Below are 22,161 nucleotides of genomic sequence, written 5' to 3' on the forward strand. Positions count from 1 at the left end.
GGATTCGGGCCTGAGCGTGCTTGCGGCTTGCATGGACCCGTCACTGAGGTTTTAAGCGGCAGTGGAGGGCGCCATGTACGTCCGTTCGCTGACCATCCAGAACCTTCGCAGCTTCGAGTCGGTGGAACTGCCGCTGTGCCATCCGGGCGATGGGGCCCCACCCGCCCCCACGGGCGTGCCGTACCTGGACAACGTCACGTTGCTGCTCGGCAGCAACGGGTCGGGCAAGACGAGCGTGCTCCGGGCTGTGGCGCTGAGTACCCTCGCGCCTGTCCTCGCCATGGGGTCGGGCTACGTCCCCTATGCGCTGGTCCGGAGGGTCAAGGGTCGTCCCACCGAAGCGCGGGTGAAGGCCCACGTCGTCCTGCATGACCAGGATGGACTGGGCGAGGGGAAGGAGGAGGAGATCGCGGCTACCCTCATGGCCCCGCCCCGTGGCTACACGGATCGCTTCCTGATCGAGAGCAAGCCGCCGTCCTGGCACATCCGTCTCTGGGACGAAGAGTCTCCTGCCTTCCTGGTGCTGGGCTATGGCGCGACGCGCCGGGTGGAGACGGGAGCGAGCAGCGTGGAGGGCCGCGCCAAGGAGCGCATCCTTCGCTACCGCCGGGTGGCGGGGCTCTTCGAGGAGCACATGACGCTCATGCCCCTGGCGGCCTGGTTGCCGCAGGTGGCGCGCAAGGACAAGAAGCGGCACCAGGAAATCGTGAACTTGATGAACGAGCTCCTCCCCGAGGGCACGAAGATGCTTGGGAAGTGGGAGGATCGCGAGGACCCGGAGAGCCTGTTTCAGCGGGGCGGTTCCGTGTTGCCCTTCCCTGCGCTCTCCGATGGTTATCGGGCGTTTCTTTGCTGGGTGGGGGATGTGTTGTACCACCTTCATCTGATCTGCAAGAAAGGTCAGCGGCTGGTGGATATGAGAGGGGTCGTGCTCGTGGATGAGGTGGATCTGCACCTTCATCCGGAGTGGCAGCGCCATCTGGTGCCCAGCTTGTCGCGTGCGTTTCCTCGGCTCCAGTTCGTCCTGACCTCGCACAGTCCGCTCGTCGTGAGCACGCTCTCCTCCCAGAACGTGCTCCTGTTGGAAGAGCGCAAGCGTGCGGGCGGTGTGATGGCCACCGAGGTGCTGCGGCCCGGTGAGGAACTCTACGGGTTGAGTGCGGACCAGATCCTCACGAGCCAGTCCTTTGGGCTTGAGTCCTCACGGGACGAGCGCTTCTTCGAGCAGCTCAAGGAGGTCGCCGACCAGGCACGTGATGGGGGCTCGGAGGATGCGCTGCGCTTCATGCGGATGGTCGCGGGAGGGCCTGTGGCTGGGGATGCTCCGGTGTCAGAACTCCCAGGTCGCGAACTTCTGGTTCTGCGAGGCCATGAAAACAGTATAGCTGAGGTAGCGTGGGACCCGATGGGCCGCAGGGTGGCCAGTGCCTCCTGGGACGAGACGGTGCGGGTATGGGATGGGGAGACGGGCCGGGAGTTGTTGGTTCTAAGCGGCCATGAGGAAGCGGTGGTTGGCGTGGCGTGGGACCCAATGGGCCGCAGGGTGGCCAGTGCCTCCTGGGACAAGACGGTGCGGGTATGGGACGGGGAGACGGGCCGGGAGTTGTTGGTTCTAAGCGGTCATAAGAACGAAGTGATTGGCGTGGCGTGGGACCCAATGGGCCGCAGGGTGGCCAGTGCCTCCAACGATGGGACGGTGCGGGTGTGGGACGGGGAGACGGGCCGGGAGTTGTTGGTTCTAAGCGGCCATGAGAACGAAGTGATTGGCGTGGCGTGGGACCCAATGGGCCGCAGGGTGGCCAGTGCCTCCTGGGACAAGACGGTGCGGGTATGGGATGGGGAGACGGGCCGGGAGTTGTTGGTTCTAAGCGGCCATGAGGAAGCGGTGGTTGGCGTGGCGTGGGACCCAATGGGCCGCAGGGTGGCCAGTGCCTCCTGGGACAAGACGGTGCGGGTATGGGATGGGGAGACGGGCCGGGAGTTGTTGGTTCTAAGCGGCCATGAGGAAGCAGTGGTTGGTGTGGCGTGGGACCCAATGGGCCGCAGGGTGGCCAGTGTCTCCAGAGACAAGACGGTGCGAGTGTGGGACGGGGAGACGGGCAGGGAGTTGTCGGTCCTACGAGGCCATGAGGAAATGGTGATTGGCATGGCGTGGGATTCAACAGGCCTCAGGGTGGCGAGTGCCTCCAGCGACAAGATGGTACGAGTATGGGAGATCAGCTCGAAACCAGGAATTCTCAAGCCACAAAAGCAATCTGCGAAAAAATCGACCGTGAGAAAGCCTTCCTCAAGAACGTCGACGAAGAGCGCGAAAGCCCAACGCAAGGCATCCCATCGACCGGGCCGGAAGTGACCGATGATCCGAATTCCTGTTACTCCTCAGGAACTGGTCCGTCTCATCGATCAGGAAGTTCCGGACTGGCGCGAACGCGCGGCGAAGCAAACGCAGCAGGTACGAAAGCAGAAGCGTTTTTCCGGTGAGGGCCTCTGGAGTGAGGTGAAAGGCGTCTACATGGCGCTTCAGCATCACAAATGTGCCTACTGCGAACGACCCATGGCCGAAAGCCCGTATGCAAACATCGAGTACGATGTCGAGCACTTCCGGCCAAAGAGTCGCGTCATTCCCTGGCCCGATGCGAAGACCGCCAAGGAACTTCGCATCCGGTACAAGGTCCGCAGCGGAAACCCCAAGGGCTACCCACTGCTCGCGCATGAACCGCATAACTACGTCGTCACCTGCAAGGTCTGCAATTCGCCTCTCAAGGCCGACCACTTCCCCATCGATGGCGAACTCTCGGCTGAGGGCAGTGACATCGCGAAGCTGAATGCGGAGGAAAAGCCACTGCTCATTGTCCCGCTCGGCATGGCGGATCCTTCCCCTGACGAACTCATCACCTTCGAGGGCGTCCTCCCCGTGCCCGCGAAGCGCGGCGGCTATGACCGGAAACGAGCGCAGGTGACCATCGACTTCTTCCGGCTGCACCTCCGGACCGACCTGCGCGATGGACGGGCTCACCTGTTGGTGATGCTGTGGGAGAAGCTCGAGCGGGCGAAGAACGGCACACCGGAACAGCGTCGGCTTGCCGAGCAAGTACTCGCGGCGGCACGTGGCAACCGCTTTCCGCATTCAAGATGCGCTCGTGCCTTCCTCGACCTGTACGAGCGCGATCCCGCGAAGGCGAAGGACTACTACCTGGCGGCCCATGAGTTGGTGGTTCGCAAGGAACCTGGACTGTACGGCCGTGGCGCATCCCGTTCCTGATGCGTTTTCTCCATGGGAACCCTCCGACAGCAAACTCCCATACAGAGCAGCACCGACCAGGATCTCAATTATACGCCCTACTGCACCTCAAGCTCATGATCCCAGTTGGTCAACAGCCAGATGAGATCCCCCGGGCGTGCGGCGGAGACTCGTTCGAAGAACCATGAGTTGAGTGTGGTGAGGCGCTCTCGCTGGAAGTCAGGGTCGGCCACTAGTTTCCAGTGCTTCAACGTGCCGGCATGCGCGAGGGCTCGCGGCATTTCCCGGAAGATGGCCTCGATGCAGTCCTCTCGTGTAGCCCGTTCCATGCGCTTCGCGGCCATTGCCAGACGCTCGTGCACGGAAGCGTCTCCCTCCGGGCACCACGCATCCATGGCCCAGTCGTAGGAGGCCACCATCAGTTCCTCCAGAGTGTGCGCCACCCCCACTTTCTTGAAGAGATAGCGTGAGCACTGGAGCGGCTCCCAGAAGCGCAGCACCGCTTGGAGGCGCTTCGCCGTTCGCTGCGCACTCACCGGGCCCATCTGGGCCAGCGCGAAGTAGAGCGCGCCCCAGGCTGTCTCCAGGAAGAAGGCCTCGCAGGCATCCCTCGTGGGTAACGTGTTCTGCTGATCCACGGTATCGAGCAGAGCGTCCATGACATCCGACACCAGGTACAGCCGCCAGGCCGGGCGCTCGTGTTGGAAGTCCACCACATCGTGCGCTACCAACACCTCGCCTGGGGGGACATCCACCATCTGCCGAGGAGCGGGGAAGGTTCCTTTCACTCGGTACTGCTCACCACACCGCAGGCCCTCTCTCCTCGCCTTCTGCTGCGCCGAGCGAAAGGTGCCATGCAGGAATGACGGCAGTTGCAACGCAATGAGCTGTTCATGCCTCATGGATCGTGCAGGGACTTCAGTCCGGAGGCAGCATCGGCGGATCCTGCGGCTCCGGAGGCGGCGTGGTCCAGGCCCAGTAGAGCAGGGTGCCGAGCATGCCCGCCCAGGGCACATAAGGCACTCCCGCGAGCACTCCCTCCATGCACAGGTGGATGCGGCACTCGGGCCGGCCGAGCGTGGAGCACGCGCCCAGCAGCAGCGGCGCATGGCTCGTGATGAACCCCATGCCGAGCCCGCGCACCACATCCCCGCGCACCCACCGACGTGTGAGCACCCGCCACAAGCTGGGCAGCAGCACGAGCGTGGCGAGCGCGGCCAACACTCCTCGTTCATGACGCGCCGCGGTGGCCATCAACAACACGCCCAGTGCGAGCAACATGGGCGTCCACGGTGGGGTCCGATCGTCCTGGGGATTGTCGGGAACGGACATGGTGGGCGGCTCAACAATCACAGGATGTGCGTGACGCGGGTTGTCACGTCTTCGACGGCTCCCCACTCCAGGTGCGGTCCCCCGGTTGTTGCTCGCGCGGAGGATGGGCTAGCCTCATCGTACTCGAAAGGTGGGTTGCTGGCGGGACGGGCTCGCACCGTTCCGGCCTCAATGGGCAGGCTCCGGTGCTCGCTCCTCGGAGGAGTGCCGGTGGATGCAGGCGAGTGTTCGTGAGGTAACATTCGTCAGGTCTGGGGGGGAGGGAGATCGCGGATGATGGTGGATGCGCAACAAGCGGAGCCCCCCAAGATCGCGGCCATCATGTTCACGGACATGGTGGAGCTGAGCACCGAGGCTCGTCGGGATGAGTCGCTCAACAACGAATTGCGCGAGGAGCATGGACGGTTCGTGCGCAGCCTGCTGTCTGGTCATGGCGGGCGGGAGATCAAGCGGCTGGAGGATGGCTTTCTCGTCGAGTTCGACGAAGCACTTCCGGCGGTGGCCTGCGCGCTGGAGTTGCAGTCGGCGCTGAACGCGCGCAACGAGTGCGTGCCGGACGAGCGCCGGGTGCAGCTGCGCATCGGCATCCACCTGGGTTCGGTGGTGCACCAGGATGGAGACGTGTTCGGCGAGGGCGTCAACCTGGCCGCCCGCCTGGAGTCGCTCGCGCGGCCCGGAACCCTCTATGTCAGTGAGCCGGTGGCGCGGCAGGTGCGCGGCCTCCAGGTCGAGGCCTCCATGGTGCGCCTGGGCCGGAGCGACTTGAAGAAGATCCGCCTGCCGGTGCCCGTCTACCGGATTGATCCGCCCGTGCGCCGCTCGCGCTCGTGGGTGGCGCGTTTGCGCGGGCTGCTGCCCAGCCGCGCCCGAAGCTGAGTCCTTCTCTCGGGGAGTGGGGGCGCTAAGGTCCGCCCCCATGAACGAGCTCTCCCTCGTCGTCGGCTCGAAGAACTACTCCTCCTGGTCGCTGCGGCCCTATCTCGCGCTCGCCCACACTGGCCATCTGCGAGTACCTCGCGGAGCAGTTCCCGGAGGCGCGGCTGTGCCCGTCACGAGCCGCCCGTGGGGCGCTACGCGAAGTAGTGCCCGCTACAACCCGAGCGCCCGGAGCTGCGCGTCGAAGGCGGCGGCGGTGGTGAAGACGCAGCCCTGGATGCCCACGGCGTTCGCGGCCTCGACATATGCGGGCACGTCGTCGAAGAAGGCGGCCTCCTCTGGCGCGCAGCCCGCGTGCCGCAGGGCCTCCTGGTAGATGGCGGGCTCGGGCTTTACCAGGCCCACCTCGCAGCTGAGCACCAGGTGATTGAAGCGCTCGAGGATGGGCAGCCGGGGCCGCAGCCACTCCACGTGCAGCACGTTGGTGTTGGACAGCAGCACCAGCTTCACCCGCCCCACCAGCCCTTCCACCCGGGGCAGTACCTCCTCGTGAATCGTGAAGTGGCAGTTCCACAGGGCGTTGAACTCGTCCATGGGCAGCTCCACCCCGAGCGCCCCGCACACGTCGCTCCGGATGCCCTCCGCGTCGAGCTGTCCCCGGTTGGCCGCCGTCCAGCCCGCGCCGGACAGGCGGCGCTCGGCGTCCTGGGCACTCAAGCCCGCGCGCTCTCCCAGACGTCGGAAGAGCAGGGCGTTGTCGTGGAAGGCGAGGACGTTGCCGAGATCCAGGATGACCGCGTGGAGGCGTGGGGACATGGGTCCCCCTCGTACCATCGCGACGGCTACACGCGGTAGCTGCTCGCCACCTTCTCCATCTGCTGGGCCACGTCGCGCAGCTCGCTCGTGACGCGCTGGGTGGCCTGGAGTCCCAACATGGTCTCGTGCATCAGGGCGGACATGTCCGTGAGCGCGTTGAAGATCTCCTGGATGCCCGCGTTCTGCTGATTCACGGCGCTGGCGATCTGCCGCACGGCCGTCATGTTGTCCTGCACGATGCGGCTGAGGGCCTGGATGCTGTCACCACTGCTGCGCACCTGGGCGAGGCCGCTGTCCATGCGCTGCTGGCCCTGCTCGCTCAGCTCCACCGTCTTGAGGATGGAATGGGTGATGTCCTCCAGGAGCGTGCCCACCTGGCCGGTGGACTGGATGGACTGGTTGGCCAGCGTGCGGATCTCCTTGGCCACGATGCCAAAGCCCTTGCCGTGCTCGCCGGAGCGCACCGCCTCGATGGCCGCGTTGAGCGCGAGCATGTTGGAGCGGTCCGCGAGCCCCTTGACCGTCAGGGTGATGCCGCCGATGCGCTGGGCGCGCTCGTTGAGCTGGCCGATCTGCACCGCCATCTCGTCCACCTGCTCGCGCAGGGTCTGAAAGCCGCTCATGCTCTCGGTGAGGGCGCGCGCGCCGCCCGTGCCCAGCTCCTCGGCGCGCGTGGCCACCTGGAGCACCGCCCCGGCCCGCTCCGCGGCCAGGAGCGACGTCTGCTTGATTTCCTGGGCCGTCACCTGCGTCTGCTGCAGCGCCGCCGCCTGGCGGGTGATGTTGCTCTCCTCCTGCTCGGCGGCGCGCGTCAGCGCGGCCACGGTGTCGGTGAGCACGCGCGTGCCCCGCTGGAGGCTGTCCGTCGTCGCGCGCAGCTTGTCCACCATCTGCAGGAAGGACTCGGCCAGCTCGCCCACCTCGTCACGCGAGTTCACCTCGGGCTTCTGGGCGAGGTCTCCCGTGCGCACGATGTGGCGCACCACCTGGTTCAGGTGGACGATGGGCCGGGTGATGGTGCGGCCGAGCAGGAACGCGCACACGCTCACGATGCCGCCGACGATGAACAGGTTCATGATGAAGAGCACGTGCATCCGGGTGACCGGGGCATAGACCTCGGCGGGATCCGACATCGCCACGAAGTGCCAGCCGTCGCCCACGTCCCGCAGTTCGTCGCCATCGATGGCCTCGGAAGTGACGGCATCGGGCACGTTCCACGCCTCTTGGCCCCGCGAGTTGAACAGCACGGTGCCCGAGCCGGTGCGCACCTCGAGGGCGAAGCTGTTGTTCTTGCGCGCGCGGGCACGCGCCAGTGCCGCCTTCACCACCTCGCCCACCTGTCCCCAGTCATACGCCGCGAGCAGCACGCCCAGCCGGTGTCCGTCGCGGGGGTCCACCACGGGCGCCGCCAGGTGCAGCACCGGCATGCCGAAGATGGGGTCCTCCCGCGTGAGCGTCGAGCTGGTGAACTGGCCCTGCTGGGCGGCCCTGAACCAGACCGACTCGCGCACCGTCTCGTCCTGGCCGAGGAACGAGTCGCGCAGCGCCGACGTGCTCGCGGACACCGCGCGGCCCTCGTCGGTGAAGAGCACCAGCCCCGCGAAGGTGTTGTAGTGCAATTGCAGACGGGCGAGCACCTCGTCGCTCTGCTCGGGCGTGCCCGAGCGCAGCGCCTCGCGCACCAGCGCGTCCTCGGCCCAGCTGCGCACGCTCGCCTCGCGCTCCACCAGCGACGCCTCGACCAGATCCTTCAGCCCCTCGGCCTCGATGCGCAGCATCTCGTGCACCTGCGCCTTGATCGCCCGCTGGGTGGAGATCACCCCTCCAATGGAGGTCACCCCGAGGGGGAGGAGGGCCAGCAGGGTGACGTACAAGGTCAACCGGCCGCGCAGTTTGAGGGAATCGATCAGGGGAACTCGCATGAATCTCGGAACCTTGGCGCGGGGAAGAGAGCCGGCGCTTCCTGCCTCCCAGGTGCGCCCCACCCCCGTGTACCACGGAGTCCGTCCCGTCCACCTGCCTGGGCGCCCCCCCGGTCCCATGGGAGGGAGGCGCGAGCCGGGAAAGCTCCGAAAACCCCTACTCCCGTCGGGCCCCTTCCCGTCGGGCCCCTTCCCCGACGGGTGCCGCCTGGCCGTCCGCCCTGCTAGGTGAGGGGGATGCGCTCGGGCAGGTCCTTGACGGGCACGTGCGTGTAGTCCGCCCGCATGTCGAGCATCAGCCGTTGCTGGACGCGGGGGCTGATGGACTTGCGCAGCATGCCCAGGAACTCCGGAGGCGCGGCGATCACCACCCGGTCGAAGGCCCGGTCATTGATGCCGCGCTCGAGCCGCTCGGCGAGCTCCTTGGCGAAGCGCTGATGCTCCAGTTGCTGGCGCGCATCGGGTTGGTTCTCGGGCTGGGGCTTGCTCAGGGCGCCCGCGTTGGGGTTGTCGGGTTGCTGGAACAGTTCAGTGGAGCGTTGACGGCTTTCCTCGTGAAAGAACTCCTCACGCAGGTCCCACTTCTCGGCCCGCTCGTCCGTCGAGAAGAGCCTGGCCCGGCTTGCATTGGCCACCAGAATCCACAGCGCGTCCGCCATTGTGCTTCCTCCTGTGCTTGAGGTGCGAAGCATCCGGGTTCCCGGCAAGCACCCCCAGACCAGAGGGATGGCGCGCGCCGGGAGGCCCGCCGGGCAGGCGGGAAGGTGAGGGGGGCTCGAGCGTCGTTCAGGTGACCGGGACGTGGCGGGGTGCTGGCGTGGGAGCGTCCCGGGAGGGATGTTCCCGGGGCAGAGGAGGTGTGGTGATGCACGAGGGTGGTCAAGCAGCGGCGGACTGGCTGGTGGGCAGACTGGGCGAGATGGAGGAGGCGCTCGCCGCCCTGGTCGAGGTGAACTCCTGGACGGACAATCCGGAGGGCGGACGCCGGGTGGGGGCCCTGTTGCGCGAGCAGTTCGCCATGCCCGGGCTGGTGGCGGAGGTGGTGCCCAGCCAGCGCTACGCGGATCATCTCGTCTTCCGCTCCGAGGGACGGCCGGGCGCCCGGCCGCTGGCGCTCGTGGGGCACCTGGACACGGTCTTTCCCCCCGGCAAGTTCGAGGGGTACCGGCGCGAGGGCTCCTTGCGGCGCGGCCCGGGCGTGCTGGACATGAAGGGCGGGCTCGTCGTCATCGCCTGGGCGCTCAAGGCGCTCGCGACGACGGGGGGCCTGGCGCGGCTGCCTCCGTTGCGCCTGGTGGTGGTGTCGGACGAGGAGGTGGGGTCGCCCGAGGGGGTCGGTGTCATCCGGAAGGCCATCGCCGGGGCCGAGGCCTGTCTCGTCTTCGAGTCCGGCCGGGCCGGGGACGCCATCATCACCCGGCGCAAGGGCACGGGCATGGCGGTGGCGACGGCGCGCGGCAAGGCGGCCCACGCCGGCAACGCCCACCACGAGGGCGCCAATGCCCTCTGGGCGATCGCCCGCTTCGTGGACCGGGTGCAGCAGCTCACCGACTACCCGCGCGGCCTCACCGTCAACGTGGGCAAGGTGACGGGGGGACAGGGCAAGAACACCGTGCCGGACCAGGCGGTGGCGGAGGTGGACCTGCGCTTCTGCACCCGCGCGGACGGCGAGGAGCTGGTGCGGCGCTTCCACCAGGCGGCCGAGGAAGCGTCGGCGGGGGTGCCTGGTACCCGCATCGAGGTGCAAGGGGGCGTGTCGCGCGAGCCCCTGGAGCGCACCGAGGCCTCGGCGGCGCTGATGGAGGCGTATGGGGCATGTGCCCATGCCTCGGGGCTGGGCCGGGGCGAGTCCCCCCTGGTGGGAGGTGGCTCGGACGCCAGCACCTCGTCCTCCATGGGCATCCCCTCCATCGATGGGCTCGGCCCCCGGGGCAAGGGCTTCCATACGGTGGAGGAATTCATCGAGGTGGAAACCTTGGTGCCCAAGGCACAGGCCCTGGCGCGCTATCTGGCCTCGCGCGGGGCGTGACGCGCGGAGTGCTCCGCAACGGGCGCTGTTCAGGGTAGAACGGGGCCCCATGCGTACCCCTTTCGTCGTCGCCGCCGTCCTGGTCGCGCTGGCCTCCGGTCCGGCCAGGGCCCAGGGTGGTTTCGGGTTGGATCTCTCCTCGGACTCCAATGCCCCGCAGTCCAATGAGCAGACCGAGGAGTCCTCCGAGGAAGCACCTCAGGAGGGCTCCATGGGACTGGATCTCAGCTCGGGCCCCGGGGCGGATCTCATGCCGCGCTTCGGGCTCGTGGGTCTGGACACACCCGAGCGCGCCGGCGCCGCGGCCGCCAAGAGGTGGGTGGGGTGGTTGCAGGGCGTGGCGTTCCGCACCGGCAAGGTGGTGCGCGCGGCGACTCCGGCCGAGGCTCGCCAGCAGCTCGGCAACGACTACGCGACCACGCTGCGCTGCGCGGAGGCCTCGTGCCTGAGCGGCGCGGCGGACACGCTGGACGCGGACCTGCTCACCACCGCGCGCCTGTCGCTGGAGGACGAGGGCTGGACGCTGCGGTTGTGGACGTTCGATCGGGACCGGGGCGTGGTGGAGACGGACGTGGTGACGGGCCGCAAGCCGACGGATAGCACCTTCATCCGCGAGGCGGGCGAGACGCTGGCCAAGCGGGTGACGGCCCTGGCCAGGCCCCGCGCGATGCTCAAGGTGGCGAGCAACGTGTCGCGCGCGGTGGTGCGCGTGGGCTCGCGCGTGCTGGGCGTGGGCAACGTGGAGGCGAAGCTGCCGCCCGGGGACAACCAGCTCGTGGTGGAGGCGGACGACTACAACACCTATACGAAGACGGTGACGCTCACCCCGGGCGAGACGAAGGAGCTGACCGTGCGGCTGGAGTTCAGTGGCGCCGCGCCGGAGAGCCCCCTGGCGGAGCTGGACGAGCGCACGCCGGCGAAGAAGAGGAAGTCGGGCTCCTCCAATCCCACCATCTTCAGCCGCCCCGCCCTCTACACCACGGTGCTGGGACTGGCGGCGGTGGGCGCGGGCGTGGCGATGGGCCTGCCCCTGCAGCAGCGGACGCTGAAGATTGACCGCCAGGGCGTGGTGGACATCCACCGGCGTGACTACGAGTCCATGCGGCAGAGCGCGCTGATCTCCACGGCCCTCATGGCGGGCGGAGGCGCGGTGGCGGCCGGCAGCCTGGCCTGGCTCATCATCGTGCCGCAGCGCTCCGCGCCGGCGTCTTCCTCGGTGGCTCCGGTGGCCGGTGGGACGGGCGGCTCGGGGCGCGATGGCATGGCCCTTCATCTCGTGTTTGGTGGGAGCTTCTGATCATGAAGTCGATTTCTTCTCTCGTTTGTGCGCTGGGGCTCGGCCTGGTGATGGCCGTGGCGGCCTCGGCGTGTTGGGTGCCGGAGCTTCCGGATGGCACTGTTTTCAGCTGCGCCTCGAACGAGGATTGCGCCCTGGCCGGGGAGAAGTGCGTGCCCCGGGAAGGTCTGAGCGGCTATTGCTGCATGCCCTCCGCCAACGCCACCGAGGTGTGCAATGGCGTCGATGACGACTGCAATGGCAAGAAGGACGATCTGGCCGCGACCTGCTATGGCGGCCCCGAGGGCACCGCGGGCAAGGGGCTCTGCAAGGCCGGCACGCCCAAGTGCGGCGCCAACAACGAGCAGCTGTGCGAGGGCGAGGTCCTGCCCACCGAAGAGCTGTGCAACCGCGTCGACGACAACTGTGACGGCGTGACGGACGAGGGCTTCGACCTCCAGCAGGACGTCGAGAACTGCGGCGCGTGTGGCACGGCCTGCTCGGCGGGCCAGACGTGCCTCGCGGGCAAGTGCACGGGACGCGTGCAGCAGACGTGCACCGAGGGCTCGGACGACGACGGGGATGGGCTCGTGGGGTGCGAGGACACCGACTGTGCCAATCAGGCGTGTGGGACGGGCTGCACCTGCAAGTCGAACGTCGCCGCCGAGACCACCTGCACCGATGGTGTCGACAACGACAAGGACACCAAGAGCGACTGCGCGGACACGGACTGTAACAACCAGTCGTGTGGGACGGGCTGCCTCTGCAAGTCGAACGTCGCCGCCGAGATCTCCTGCGGCGATAGCAACGACAACGACAGGGACACCAAGATCGACTGCGCGGACACGGATTGCGCCAATCAGGCGTGTGGGACGGGCTGCACCTGTAAGTCGAACGTCGCCGCCGAGACCGCCTGCGGCGATGGCAACGACAACGACAAGGACACCAAGATCGACTGCGCGGACACGGACTGTGCCAATCAGGCGTGTGGGACGGGCTGCACCTGTAAGTCGAACGTCGCCGCCGAGACCACCTGCAACGACAATGTCGACAACGACAAGGACAACAAGGTCGACTGCGCGGACACCACCGATTGCCCCACCGGTACGGCCTGCGGGACTGGGAAGACCTGCAAGAGCAACGGCACGTGTAGTTGATCCACCCAGGTGATGCCTTGTCTCAAGCCCTTCTTCTTCCGGGAAGAAGGGCTGTTCACACGCCGGGCCAACCCGGTGCCACGGGAGGGCAGGCCTGGAGCACAAAAGTCGCCCAGCTGACGGCGCTGTTCACGTATGGGTTGCCGGGAACAGATTCCGTGGAGAGTTTGGTCCTCTCATGGGCGGCGACGACCTCATCCCAGGTACTGTACTCTCCACTGGCTCGCGCAACGCCGGACCCGGCGGTTCCACGATCTTGGAGACGCAGTTGCAGGTAGGCGACATCCTGGGCAGCTATCAACTGGAGCGCCTGCTGGGCGAGGGCTCCATGGGGCAGGTCTTCCAGGCGCGGCACGTGCGGCTGGGACGCCAGGTGGCCCTCAAGGTCCTGCGCTCCACCTACGCCCATGACGGCAACTTCGTGCGGCGCTTCTTCCAGGAAGCGCACGCCGTCAATCAGATCAACCACGAGCACATCGTGGAGATCTTCGACTTCGTCGAGGACGCGGCGGCCGGTCACGTCTACTGCGTGATGGAGCTGCTGCGCGGCCAGAGCCTGTCGGAGCTGCTGCGCGAGGAGCGGCTGAGCCTCGCGCGCATCCGCCGCATCATGGTGCAGGTGTGCGCGGCGCTCAGCGCGGCGCATCAGCTCGGGGTGGTGCACCGCGACATCAAGCCGGACAACCTCTTCATCGCCCACAAGAGCGGACAGACGGACTTCGTGAAGGTGCTCGACTTCGGCGTGGCCAAGCTGCTCACCGCCGAGGGCGTCAACGGGACGTTGGATGGCACAATCATCGGCACGCCCACGTACATGTCGCCCGAGCAGGCGGCGGGGCTGCCGGTGGACGCGCGCGCGGACATCTACGCCGTGGGCACCGTCCTCTACGAGCTGCTCGCCGGACAGCCGCCCTTCGTGGCGCCCAACTTCGGCCAGCTCATGGTGAAGATCCTCACCGAGCCGCCTCCGGAGCTGCCCACGCACACGCCCGCGGGCGACGCGATTCCACCGGAGCTGGCGGCCATCACCCTGCGCTGCCTGTCCAAGGAGCCCGAGGGGCGGCCCGCGCAGCTCGCCGAGCTCATCACCGCGCTGCTGATGGACTCGGACGCGGCCACCCTGGCCGTCGTGCCTCCCGAGGAGCGCCCCACCCGGCCCATGCCGATGCCCTTCGCGCTGCGGATGCCGCGGCGCGCGGGCTGGATGGCCCTGGCGGGCGTGCTGGCCCTGGCGGGCGTGGGACTCGTGCTGATGCGAGGCGGCGAGCCCGCCGCTTCCGCGCCGGGTGCCGTGGTGGCCGAGTCACGGGTGGCCGAGGCCCCCAAGCCCGAGCCGGTGCCCATCTCCCTCACCGTGAACTCCGTGCCCTCGGGCGCGCGGGTGGTTCGCGCCGACACGGGCGAGACGCTCGGGGTGACGCCGTGGGTGGCCCAGCTGCCCTCCTCGGCCAGCTCCCTGGGCGTGCGCGTGGAGCTGGCTGGCTACGTGCCGAGCGAGCACCAGTTGCGGCTCGACGCCTCCTCCTCGCTCGAGGTGCCCCTGGTGCGAGCGGGGACGAAGCCCGCGCGCGCGACGAACGCGTCCTCGCGCTCGTCCCTCTCGCGCTCGTCCCTCTCGCGCAAACCGCCCATGGGAAACCGTGATGCCGTCATTGATCCGTTCGCTCCTTGAGCGCTCCGGGTGGTGGGTGGCCGTGGTCGTGGGGCTGCTCGCCCTCGCGCCCCTGTCCGCGCGCGCCCAGGCCCAGAGTGGAGAGGCGCGTGCGCAGGCCCAGGCCCGCGCGAAGTTCCTCGAGGGCAATGCCGCCTACGAGCAGTCGCAGTTCCAGAAGGCCCTGGACGCCTATGTCGAGGCGTACCGGCTGCTGCCGCTGCCCGGCTTCCTCTTCAACATCGCCCAGTGCTACCGGCAGTTGGAGCAGCCCGAGCAGGCCGCCACCTTCTACCGCCGCTACCTGGCCCAATCGAAGCAACCGCCGGCCAACGCCCCGCTCGTGCGCGAGTTGATCGCCGAGATGGACGCGGCGGTGGGCAAGTCGCAGCAGAAGGACTCCTCCCTGCGCAAGCAGACGGCGGAGGTGGCCGAGCGGCGCGCGCGTCAGGACAGCGAGCGCTCGCGCACCGTGGCGTCCAAGTCCACGCCGGCCCACACCGAGGTCAAGGGCGAGAGCCTGGCGAAGAAGTGGTGGGTGTGGGCGGGGGCGGGCGCCGTGGCGATCGCGGCCGGTGGCATCGTCTACGCCGCCACCGCGCCCCAGCCGCGTCCCACCACGCTGGGCACCATCCGCTAGCCACGCTCCTCACGGGGCCGGGGCTCAGGCCGGGCTGTTCGGCGAGCCGCGCGCCTGGGCCATCACCAGCGCGGCCGTGTGGCCCATGCGCTGGTGGAAGTTCTCGGCGTCGTGGAAGGTGAGCCGCACATCGCCCAGCTGCAGGTGCATTCCACTCTCCAGCGGCCGAGGTTCTCCGGGCGGCAGCAGCTGGCCGCCGAGCATCGCCGGTCCGCCCTGGCTCAGCGCTTCCACCGTCCAGCCTCCGTCCGGCCGCGCGCGCAGCATCAGGTGCTCGCGTGACACCGTCGCGTCGTTGATGACGAAGGCGTTGTGCGAGGCCCGGCCGATCATCAGCACGTCGCGGCCCGGGGAGAGCTCGAAGCACATGGCGTCGCCCGGAGGCAGACAGTCCCGGAGATCCGAGGTGGGCAGCCGCGTCGCACCGTGGTTCTGCTCGCTGCTCTCCGGCACGTTCCACACCCCCGCCTCCCAGACCAACCAGCTGTGGGGATAACGGGCGCGGAACTTCTCCTTGAGGGCCAGGTGCTGGCGCACGAGTAGGGACATCAACAGGGATCGTGCCATGGCTCCGAGACAATCATCTTCACGAGGGGATTCCCATCTTGACGCTTCCTGGGGACGCCGGGCTGTCCAGGAGTGCGCGTTTACGTGGCGTGAAATCCGAGCGGCCTCACGCGAGCAGTGTCACCTTCACGATCTCCGGCGGCGCGGCCACCCGCACCGGAGGCCCCCAGAAGCCCGTGCCCCGGCTCACGTAGAGCGAGTGCTCGCCCTCGCGGAACAAGCCGGCGTCGTGTTCCCAGATGGCGGACACCGCCAGGGTGAAGGGGAACATCTGCCCGCCGTGCGTGTGTCCGGACAACTGCAGCCCCATGCCCGCCTTCTGCGCCTGATCGCGCCAGCCCGCCGGCTGATGCGCCAGCAGCACCGACGCCCGGGTGGGATCCCTCCCCGCGAGGGCCGCCGACAAGTCGTAGCCACGCTCCGGGTAGCCCGAGCGCGCCGCCCCCCAGTCATCCACGCCCACGAGATCGAACGAGGCGCCCGCGTCGCCCACGCGCACGTGGCGGTTGCGCAGCACCGTGACGCCCATGCGCGTGAGGGCCTCGGTCCACTCCCGGTCGCCCGAGTAGTACTCGTGATTGCCCGTGCAGAAGTACGTGCCGAAGCGCGAGCGCAGCTCCCGGAGCGCCGCGGCCGCATGGCCCAGCTCCTCCACGCTGCCGTCCACCAGGTCGCCGGTGATGCACACCAGGTCGCCCTTCAGGGCGTTGGTGCGCGCCACCAGCTCGTCCATGAAGCGGCGCTGGATGAGCGGGCCCACGTGGATGTCACTGAGCTGCACGATCGTGATTCCATCCAGGGCCCTGGGCAGCCCCGGCAGCTTCACCGTCACCTCGTTCACCACCGGGGCATGGAAGGCGCGCCACGTGCCATGGCTGGTGATGCCTCCCGTGGCCACCAGCGCCACTCCCGCGCCCGCGCGCGCGAGGAACTCCCGCCGCTCCTCGGACACCGGCGCGGCGTTGCCCACCGGGGCCGCCGGGGCCGCGCGCCGGCGTGCGATCCACCCGGCGAGAGAGCGCGCGCCCCCCACCGCCAGCAGCGTGAGCAACAGGTAGGCCGCCACGCCCATCCAGTACCAGCTGCCCTGCGCGAAGGCGGACATGGCCGCCGAGGGCGCGAGCGCCATGAGCGGCCGGGAGAGGATCAGGCTCGCGCCGAGCACGCCCAGCAGGATCGCGCCCGTGCGCCGCCAGAGGGGAGACCTGCCCGTGTCCCGGAAGAGCCGCCGGTACAGGTACAGGTGACCGCCCACGACGATGAGGGACATCAGGGCGAAGAAGACGAGGAGCCGCGTCGGAATGGCCATGTGCCCTCGCATACTCACGGGCACCCCGGACCGTCGCAACCCTTCCGTCCATGAAGAAGCGTGAAGCGGGCGCCCGCTCAGCCAAGCAGGGAGCGCAGTGCCTCGGACAGCTCGGGGTGGCGGAAGACATAGCCCGTCTCCCGGGCCCGCTCGGGCAGCACTCGCTGGCCGCCGAGCGCCGTGACGGACATCTCCCCCAGCGCGAGCTTCAGCGCGAGGGCGGGTACCGGCACCAGCGCCGGCCGTCCCAACGCCGCCCCCAGTGCCTGGGCGAAGCGCGCGTTCGTCACCGGCTCGGGCGCCGTCACGTTCAGGGGCCCTCGCAGCTCCTCCCGCTCCAGCGCGTGGTGCAAGAGCCCCACGGCGTCCTCGAGGTGCACCCAGCTCAGGTACTGCCGCCCCGAGCCCATGCGCCCCCCCACGCCCAGCCGGAAGGCGGGGAGCATCGCCTTGAGCGCGCCGCCCGAAGGATGCAGCACCACGCCGATGCGCGCCACCACCGTGCGGATGCCCGCGCGCTCGGCCTCCAGTGCCTCGGCCTCCCAGCCCCGGCACACCCGCGCGAGGAAGTCGCCTCCGGGCGTGCCCGTCTCCGTCAGGGGCTCCTCGCCGCGGTCCGCCCCGTAATAGCCGATGGCCGAGGCGGAGACGAAGCCACGCACCGTGCCCGCCGTGCGCACGGCCTCCACCAGCAGCCGCGTGCCCACCACCCGGCTGTCCTGGATGCGCTGGCGCGCGGCGGCCGTCCAACGCTGCGCCACGGGCTCGCCCGCCAGGTGCACCACGGCCTCCGCTCCCGCCAGGGCCTCGGGCGACAGGGGCGTGGTGGCGTCGAAGAAGGAGCCCGTCACTCCCGGCGGGAGCCGCCCGAGCGCGCGCTTCACGTCCCTCGCCAGCACGTGCACCGCGTGCCCCGCGTCCAGCAGCCGCCGCACCAGGGGCGGGCCCAACAGCCCGCTCGCGCCACTGAGAGCCACCTTCATGGGGACACCTTCATGGATGGGTGTCCCGCGGCGCGCCCGTCATGTTCACGCCGAGCAGCGTGCTCAGGTGTCCGAAGAACACGTCCATGTCCGCTTGCTCCAAGCGGCCCGAGTAGCTGTAGACGACCCGGCCGTCCGCGCTCAGCAGCATCACCGAGGACGTCTTCTTCGGCAGCTTCCAGGGCGCCTCGCCCAGCACGCCCTCTAGATCCACGAGGATGGGCACGCCCCACTTCTTCTCCTCGCCGCGCACGTGTGACAGCGCGATGTCCCGCGCGGGAAAGAAGTTGAAGGACTCCAGGTTGGCCACCGCCACCACCCACGCCGCCTGCAACAGCCCCATCTCCCGTCCCCGGTTGAACAGCGCGTCCTTCAGCGAGGCGTTGAGTGTCGTCGAGTGACGGTCCTCGTAGAACAGAATGACGGGTTTTCCCCGCCACTGGGACAGGTCCACTTCTTTTCCACGGGAATCCCACAAGGTTGCATTCATCGGCACGGCCTCCAGTGGCGCGGCGAGGACGGAGCCGGTGGCCAGGACCGCGGCCACCAGTGCTCCCGCGAACCACGTCTTCAGGGGGAAGGATGTTGGACGGAGCATGTACAAACCCTGAACATAGCCTTGACAAACCTTGGACGCAAAGGTTACCTCCACATACGAAGGTAGCCACGCGTCTGGAGGAGTGCCGAATGGGGCCCACGCCGTTCATCGCCGCTGCGCCCAGGTTGGCTCCGTCCGTGGAGCGGGCGTGGTTGGCGTTGGTGCAGGCCCAGGTGGAGGGCGCCCTGGCCGAGCTGTTGGAGCTGCCGGACGAGGCCCGGTTGGACGAAGGTTGGGCAAGGGCACTCGGCCAGACGAGGGCTCTGCTGTCCCGCTCCACCCAGCGGATGCGTCCGGCGCTGCTCCTGGCGGGCTATTGCCTGGCGCGGGGCTCGACGACGGTGCCCGCGGGCCTGTGGCGCTTCGTCGCGGGCATGGAATTGCTGCATGCCTCGCGGGCGCTTCATGACGACGTGCTGGCGTTCTCGCGGACGCGCCCGGACGGGGTGCCGCTGCACGCGCGGCTCGTGCCGGGCCCCGCGGGAGGACACCTGGCGGTGGTCGTGGGGGATCACCTCTTCGCCCGCGCGCTGGAAGTGATGACGGAGGCGAATGTGCCGGGCGCCGTGCAGGCGAGCCAGTACTGCCTGCGGATGGATCGCTCCACGGTGCCGGGCCTCTTCCGCCGCGAGCAGGGCGGGGTGCTGGCGGAGCAGGGCGGCGTGCGTCAGGCGTTGAAGCTTGCCCGCCTGCGGATGGTGCGCGAGGGGCTCGCCACCTCCCTGGTGTGTGGCGCGATGCTGGCCGGCGCGGAGGACTCCCTGCGGCTGCGCCTGGCGCGCGTGGGGTGCGGCCTGGGGCTCGCCACCCTGCTGCGTCAGGAGTCCGCGAGCCTGCTCGAGGTGCCCTGGGGTGGCCCTGGCGACTTCGTGCTGGGGCGATGCACCTTCCCGTTGATGGCCGCCTGGTCGCGCTCGCGACCCGAGGCGCGCGCGGAACTCGAGGCCCTGTGGAACCTGCCCCGCGAGCAGAAGGACGCCGCCGTGCTGTCCCGGGTGGGCGTCCTGGTGGACGAAGCCGGGGGCCGCCTGGCCACCGAGCGCATCGCCGCGCGGGCGGCGCGAGGCGCGGTGAGGGCGCTCGCCGCATTGCCCAATCCCCAGGGCCTGCGCGACCTGATGCGCGCGCTCGTGGGTCCGTCGTCCCAGCCAATGGTTTGAGAGGAGATGCACCGTGGAGCGTGGCAAGCGACAGGCGGTGGTGGTGGGCGCGGGCGTGGGTGGGCTCGCGGCGGCGGCGCGGCTGGCCCACGCGGGCTTCAGCGTGCACCTCTTCGAGAAGACGGACGGCCCGGGCGGGCGCTGCAATCAGCTCAAGGTGGACGGCTTCACCTGGGACCTGGGCCCCACCATCGTGCTCATGCCCGAGGTGTTCGAGGAGACGTTCACCTCGCTCGGCCGGCGCATGGAGGACTACCTCACGCTGCACCGGTGCGATCCCAACTACCGCATCCACTACCGCGACGGCTCGGCCATCACCTTCACCTCCGAGCTGTGTGCCATGGGGCGCGAGCTGGAGCGGGTGGAGCCCGGCAGCTTCCAGCGCTACCTGTCCTTCCTTGCGCTCGGCCGCACCCAGTACCGCACGGGGTTGGATCACCTCGTGGGCCGCAACTACGCGGGCCTGTCCGACTACTTCGTGCCCTCGGTGTTCAAGCGCATCCTCGAGGTGCGCGCGCACCGGCGCATGTACTCGGAGGTTGGCCGCTTCTTCAAGGACGAGCGGCTGCGCGCGGGGATGACCTTCCAGTCCATGTACCTGGGCGTGTCTCCCTATGCCGCGCCGGGGGTGTTCGCGCTGCTGCCCTTCACCGAGCTGGGCGTGGGGGTGTGGTTCCCCCAGGGCGGGCTGTATGCCATTCCCCTGGCGCTGGAGAAGGTGGCGCGCGAGGAGGGCGTGCACCTGCACTACGGCACGCCCGTGCGGCGCATCCTCACCGAGGGCAAGCGCACCACGGGCGTGGAGCTGGAGGGCGGCGAGGTGGTGCGGGCCGACGTCGTGGTGTGTAACGCGGACCTGCCCTACGCGTACGAGAAGCTGCTCGACAAGAACGTCACGCGGCTCAAGCGCGCGGACAAGCTCCGCTACACCTCCAGCGGCTACATGCTCTACCTGGGCATGCGCCGACGCTACGACGAATTCCTCCACCACAATGTCTACTTCGGCAACGACTACAAGGGCTCGTTCGACTCCATCTTCGAGCGCTTCCGTGTCCCCGAGGATCCGAGCTTCTACGTGAACGCCCCCGCCCACACGGACCCGAGCCTCGCGCCGCCGGGCAAGGACGCGCTCTACATCCTGGTGCCCGTGCCCCATCAGCACGAGGGACTGGATTGGAAGACGGAGGGCCCGCGCGTGCGCGCCAAGGTGTTCCAGCGGCTGGCGGAGCTGGGCCACACGGAGCTGGAGCGCGACATCGAGGTGGAGCGCGTGCTCACCCCGGACGACTGGGCGTCCACGTTCAACCTGGCGCGGGGCAGCGCCTTCGGGCTCGCGCAGAACTTCTTCCAGATTGGTCCCTTCCGTCCGTCCAATCAGGATCCGCGTGTGAAGAACCTCTTCTTCGTGGGAGCCTCCACGCAGCCCGGAACGGGACTGCCCACGGTGCTCATCTCCGCGCGTCTGGCGGTGGAGCGCATCCTCACGTGGGCGGGAGTGGACAACGTCGTGCGCGCGCCTGGGGGGACCGGGCCCGGTGCAATGGAGGAAGCGGCATGAAGTCGCGGGACGAGAGCCTGGTAGCGAGCGGGTACCGGATGGCGGAGCAGGTGACCCGGCACCATGCCAAGAGTTTCTTCTTCGCCTCGTTCATGTTGTTCGGCATGAGGCGCAAGGCGGCCTTCGCCCTGTACGCCTTCTGCCGGCGGCTGGACGACATGGTGGACGTGGCGGACGGGGCGGACAAGGGCGCGGTGCCCGCGAATCTGGCCGAGCGGCTGACCCGCGCGCGGCGCGCCGTGGCCGAGCTCTTCCTGGACACGCCCGAGCTGGCGGACCCCCGCCTGCCTCCGCCCTCCACGCGCGCCACTGGGGGCGAGGGGCCGTGGCACCCCGCGGAGCTGGCCGCGCTCGTGGACTGCATCCAGCGCTTCCGCGTGCCCGAGTACCCCATGCAGGAGCTCATCTCCGGCATGGAGATGGACCTGACGATCCGCCGCTACGACACCTGGTCGCAGCTGGACCTGTACTGCTACCGGGTGGCGGGCGTGGTGGGGCTGATGATGGCGGCGATGCTCGGGTGCTCCGAGGAGTGGGCGCTGGGGCCCGCGGCGGACCTGGGCCGGGGCATGCAGCTCACCAACATCCTCCGGGACGTGGGCGAGGACCTGGAGCGCGACCGCGTCTATCTGCCCACGGAGGAACTGGCGGCCTTCGGGCTGTCGCTGGAGGACCTGCGCCGGGGCGTGGTGGATGACCGCTGGCGCGACTTCATGCGCTGGCAGATCGCCCGGGCTCGCGCCTACTACGAGCGCGCCGCGGCGGGCATCCCCGCGCTGTCGGGTTTCGGCTCGCAGCGCATGGTGATGCTCATGGGCTCCATCTATGGAGACATCCTGCGCGTCATCGAGGAGCGCGACTTCGACGTCTTCTCGGGCCGCTCGGCGGTGACCAAGTCGCGCAAGTTCGCGCTGGCCACCCACGCGCTCGTGCGGCCCGCGACGGTGCCACTCATGCACGTGCGCGCGCCGGGAGCGGCGGTGGTTCCCCTGCTGCCGTCCGCGCGCGCTGTCACGACGGGATCCATGCCATGACGCGCGAGCGTC

General features: G+C 68.8%; 20 protein-coding genes. 11 read left to right on the forward strand and 9 right to left on the reverse strand.

Features of this window, described 5'->3' with window-relative positions; genetic code table 11:
- Positions 1-73 precede the first annotated feature (73 nt).
- A complete protein-coding gene (locus tag F0U63_RS05755; protein WP_395844513.1) occupies positions 74-2,353 on the forward strand; it encodes an AAA family ATPase in 2,280 nt (759 codons plus the stop codon).
- A 3-nt stretch (positions 2,354-2,356) separates the two neighbouring features.
- Positions 2,357-3,262 (forward strand): hypothetical protein, encoded by a 906-nt coding sequence (locus F0U63_RS05760; protein ID WP_395844515.1) that lies wholly within the window; start codon positions 2,357-2,359, stop codon positions 3,260-3,262.
- 77 nt (positions 3,263-3,339) lie between these two features.
- Here the strand turns inward: F0U63_RS05760 and F0U63_RS05765 are convergent, their stop codons facing one another.
- Positions 3,340-4,143: a hypothetical protein gene (locus tag F0U63_RS05765; protein WP_395844517.1), complete on the reverse strand. Its 804-nt coding sequence runs from the start codon at positions 4,141-4,143 to the stop codon at positions 3,340-3,342.
- Positions 4,144-4,159: 16 nt separating this feature from the next.
- Positions 4,160-4,573, reverse strand: coding sequence for a hypothetical protein (locus F0U63_RS05770; RefSeq protein ID WP_395844519.1), 414 nt, complete (start codon positions 4,571-4,573; stop codon positions 4,160-4,162).
- 273 nt (positions 4,574-4,846) lie between these two features.
- On the opposite strand from F0U63_RS05770, the gene F0U63_RS05775 reads away from it, so the two are divergent.
- Complete coding sequence (locus F0U63_RS05775; protein WP_395844521.1) at positions 4,847-5,449, forward strand: adenylate/guanylate cyclase domain-containing protein; 603 nt, start codon at positions 4,847-4,849, stop codon at positions 5,447-5,449.
- A 213-nt stretch (positions 5,450-5,662) separates the two neighbouring features.
- Here F0U63_RS05775 and F0U63_RS05780 read toward each other — a convergent pair whose 3' ends face one another.
- The 3 genes from F0U63_RS05780 to F0U63_RS05790 form a co-directional block, all read right to left on the reverse strand.
- Positions 5,663-6,265 carry an HAD family hydrolase gene (locus F0U63_RS05780; protein ID WP_395844523.1) on the reverse strand — a complete coding sequence of 201 codons (603 nt, stop codon included), beginning with the start codon at positions 6,263-6,265 and terminating at the stop codon, positions 5,663-5,665.
- A gap of 26 nt (positions 6,266-6,291) precedes the next feature.
- Complete coding sequence (locus F0U63_RS05785) at positions 6,292-8,187, reverse strand: methyl-accepting chemotaxis protein (RefSeq protein WP_395844525.1); 1,896 nt, start codon at positions 8,185-8,187, stop codon at positions 6,292-6,294.
- A gap of 224 nt (positions 8,188-8,411) precedes the next feature.
- Positions 8,412-8,846 carry a host attachment protein gene (locus tag F0U63_RS05790; protein WP_395844527.1) on the reverse strand — a complete coding sequence of 145 codons (435 nt, stop codon included), beginning with the start codon at positions 8,844-8,846 and terminating at the stop codon, positions 8,412-8,414.
- A gap of 206 nt (positions 8,847-9,052) precedes the next feature.
- Here F0U63_RS05790 and F0U63_RS05795 point away from each other — a divergent pair, with 206 nt between their 5' ends.
- The 5 genes from F0U63_RS05795 (at position 9,053) to F0U63_RS05815 (ending at position 14,940) form a co-directional block, all read left to right on the forward strand.
- Complete coding sequence (locus F0U63_RS05795) at positions 9,053-10,216, forward strand: M20 family metallopeptidase (RefSeq protein WP_395844529.1); 1,164 nt, start codon at positions 9,053-9,055, stop codon at positions 10,214-10,216.
- Between the two features lie 49 nt (positions 10,217-10,265).
- On the forward strand, positions 10,266-11,513 hold the full coding sequence (locus F0U63_RS05800) for a PEGA domain-containing protein (RefSeq protein ID WP_395844531.1): 1,248 nt from the start codon (positions 10,266-10,268) through the stop codon (positions 11,511-11,513).
- Between the two features lie 2 nt (positions 11,514-11,515).
- Positions 11,516-12,649 carry a MopE-related protein gene (locus F0U63_RS05805; RefSeq protein ID WP_395844533.1) on the forward strand — a complete coding sequence of 378 codons (1,134 nt, stop codon included), beginning with the start codon at positions 11,516-11,518 and terminating at the stop codon, positions 12,647-12,649.
- A gap of 178 nt (positions 12,650-12,827) precedes the next feature.
- Positions 12,828-14,321, forward strand: coding sequence for a protein kinase (locus F0U63_RS05810; RefSeq protein WP_395844535.1), 1,494 nt, complete (start codon positions 12,828-12,830; stop codon positions 14,319-14,321).
- Positions 14,293-14,940 (forward strand): tetratricopeptide repeat protein, encoded by a 648-nt coding sequence (locus F0U63_RS05815; protein ID WP_395844537.1) that lies wholly within the window; start codon positions 14,293-14,295, stop codon positions 14,938-14,940. The genes F0U63_RS05810 and F0U63_RS05815 overlap by 29 nt, the downstream gene beginning before the upstream one ends.
- Positions 14,941-14,964: 24 nt before the next feature.
- Here F0U63_RS05815 and F0U63_RS05820 read toward each other — a convergent pair whose 3' ends face one another.
- From F0U63_RS05820 to F0U63_RS05835, 4 genes are all read right to left on the reverse strand, one after another.
- Positions 14,965-15,507 carry an FHA domain-containing protein gene (locus tag F0U63_RS05820; RefSeq protein ID WP_395844539.1) on the reverse strand — a complete coding sequence of 181 codons (543 nt, stop codon included), beginning with the start codon at positions 15,505-15,507 and terminating at the stop codon, positions 14,965-14,967.
- A gap of 106 nt (positions 15,508-15,613) precedes the next feature.
- Entirely contained in the window at positions 15,614-16,816 is a 1,203-nt protein-coding gene (locus F0U63_RS05825; protein ID WP_395844541.1) for a metallophosphoesterase, read from the reverse strand.
- A gap of 77 nt (positions 16,817-16,893) precedes the next feature.
- Positions 16,894-17,799 (reverse strand): TIGR01777 family oxidoreductase, encoded by a 906-nt coding sequence (locus F0U63_RS05830; protein ID WP_395844543.1) that lies wholly within the window; start codon positions 17,797-17,799, stop codon positions 16,894-16,896.
- A 10-nt stretch (positions 17,800-17,809) separates the two neighbouring features.
- Positions 17,810-18,397: a peroxiredoxin family protein gene (locus tag F0U63_RS05835; protein WP_395844545.1), complete on the reverse strand. Its 588-nt coding sequence runs from the start codon at positions 18,395-18,397 to the stop codon at positions 17,810-17,812.
- An 89-nt stretch (positions 18,398-18,486) separates the two neighbouring features.
- On the opposite strand from F0U63_RS05835, the gene F0U63_RS05840 reads away from it, so the two are divergent.
- The 3 genes from F0U63_RS05840 to F0U63_RS05850 are packed head-to-tail and all read left to right on the forward strand — an operon-like array spanning position 18,487 to position 22,149.
- Entirely contained in the window at positions 18,487-19,557 is a 1,071-nt protein-coding gene (locus F0U63_RS05840) for a polyprenyl synthetase family protein (RefSeq protein WP_395844547.1), read from the forward strand.
- A gap of 13 nt (positions 19,558-19,570) precedes the next feature.
- Positions 19,571-21,115 carry a phytoene desaturase family protein gene (locus F0U63_RS05845; protein WP_395844549.1) on the forward strand — a complete coding sequence of 515 codons (1,545 nt, stop codon included), beginning with the start codon at positions 19,571-19,573 and terminating at the stop codon, positions 21,113-21,115.
- A complete protein-coding gene (locus F0U63_RS05850; RefSeq protein WP_395844551.1) occupies positions 21,112-22,149 on the forward strand; it encodes a phytoene/squalene synthase family protein in 1,038 nt (345 codons plus the stop codon). The genes F0U63_RS05845 and F0U63_RS05850 overlap by 4 nt, the downstream gene beginning before the upstream one ends.
- Positions 22,150-22,161: the final 12 nt, after the last annotated feature.

This window comes from Cystobacter fuscus, assembly GCF_044360685.1.
Taxonomy (GTDB): Bacteria; Myxococcota; Myxococcia; order Myxococcales; family Myxococcaceae; genus Cystobacter; species Cystobacter fuscus_C.

What these genes read in the sequence shown, in the direction of transcription:
- F0U63_RS05835 (WP_395844545.1), bottom strand. Translation starts at nt 18,397, where the DNA reads ATGCTCCGTCCAACATCCTTCCCCCTGAAGACGTGGTTCGCGGGAGCA.
- F0U63_RS05825 (WP_395844541.1), bottom strand. Translation starts at nt 16,816, where the DNA reads ATGGCCATTCCGACGCGGCTCCTCGTCTTCTTCGCCCTGATGTCCCTC.
- F0U63_RS05815 (WP_395844537.1), top strand. Translation starts at nt 14,293, where the DNA reads ATGCCGTCATTGATCCGTTCGCTCCTTGAGCGCTCCGGGTGGTGGGTG.
- F0U63_RS05810 (WP_395844535.1), top strand. Translation starts at nt 12,828, where the DNA reads ATGGGCGGCGACGACCTCATCCCAGGTACTGTACTCTCCACTGGCTCG.
- F0U63_RS05790 (WP_395844527.1), bottom strand. Translation starts at nt 8,846, where the DNA reads ATGGCGGACGCGCTGTGGATTCTGGTGGCCAATGCAAGCCGGGCCAGG.
- F0U63_RS05785 (WP_395844525.1), bottom strand. Translation starts at nt 8,187, where the DNA reads ATGCGAGTTCCCCTGATCGATTCCCTCAAACTGCGCGGCCGGTTGACC.
- F0U63_RS05780 (WP_395844523.1), bottom strand. Translation starts at nt 6,265, where the DNA reads ATGTCCCCACGCCTCCACGCGGTCATCCTGGATCTCGGCAACGTCCTC.
- F0U63_RS05755 (WP_395844513.1), top strand. Translation starts at nt 74, where the DNA reads ATGTACGTCCGTTCGCTGACCATCCAGAACCTTCGCAGCTTCGAGTCG.
- F0U63_RS05850 (WP_395844551.1), top strand. Translation starts at nt 21,112, where the DNA reads ATGAAGTCGCGGGACGAGAGCCTGGTAGCGAGCGGGTACCGGATGGCG.
- F0U63_RS05770 (WP_395844519.1), bottom strand. Translation starts at nt 4,573, where the DNA reads ATGTCCGTTCCCGACAATCCCCAGGACGATCGGACCCCACCGTGGACG.
- F0U63_RS05805 (WP_395844533.1), top strand. Translation starts at nt 11,516, where the DNA reads ATGAAGTCGATTTCTTCTCTCGTTTGTGCGCTGGGGCTCGGCCTGGTG.
- F0U63_RS05840 (WP_395844547.1), top strand. Translation starts at nt 18,487, where the DNA reads ATGGGGCCCACGCCGTTCATCGCCGCTGCGCCCAGGTTGGCTCCGTCC.
- F0U63_RS05760 (WP_395844515.1), top strand. Translation starts at nt 2,357, where the DNA reads ATGATCCGAATTCCTGTTACTCCTCAGGAACTGGTCCGTCTCATCGAT.
- F0U63_RS05765 (WP_395844517.1), bottom strand. Translation starts at nt 4,143, where the DNA reads ATGAGGCATGAACAGCTCATTGCGTTGCAACTGCCGTCATTCCTGCAT.
- F0U63_RS05775 (WP_395844521.1), top strand. Translation starts at nt 4,847, where the DNA reads ATGATGGTGGATGCGCAACAAGCGGAGCCCCCCAAGATCGCGGCCATC.
- F0U63_RS05820 (WP_395844539.1), bottom strand. Translation starts at nt 15,507, where the DNA reads ATGGCACGATCCCTGTTGATGTCCCTACTCGTGCGCCAGCACCTGGCC.
- F0U63_RS05830 (WP_395844543.1), bottom strand. Translation starts at nt 17,799, where the DNA reads ATGAAGGTGGCTCTCAGTGGCGCGAGCGGGCTGTTGGGCCCGCCCCTG.
- F0U63_RS05795 (WP_395844529.1), top strand. Translation starts at nt 9,053, where the DNA reads ATGCACGAGGGTGGTCAAGCAGCGGCGGACTGGCTGGTGGGCAGACTG.
- F0U63_RS05800 (WP_395844531.1), top strand. Translation starts at nt 10,266, where the DNA reads ATGCGTACCCCTTTCGTCGTCGCCGCCGTCCTGGTCGCGCTGGCCTCC.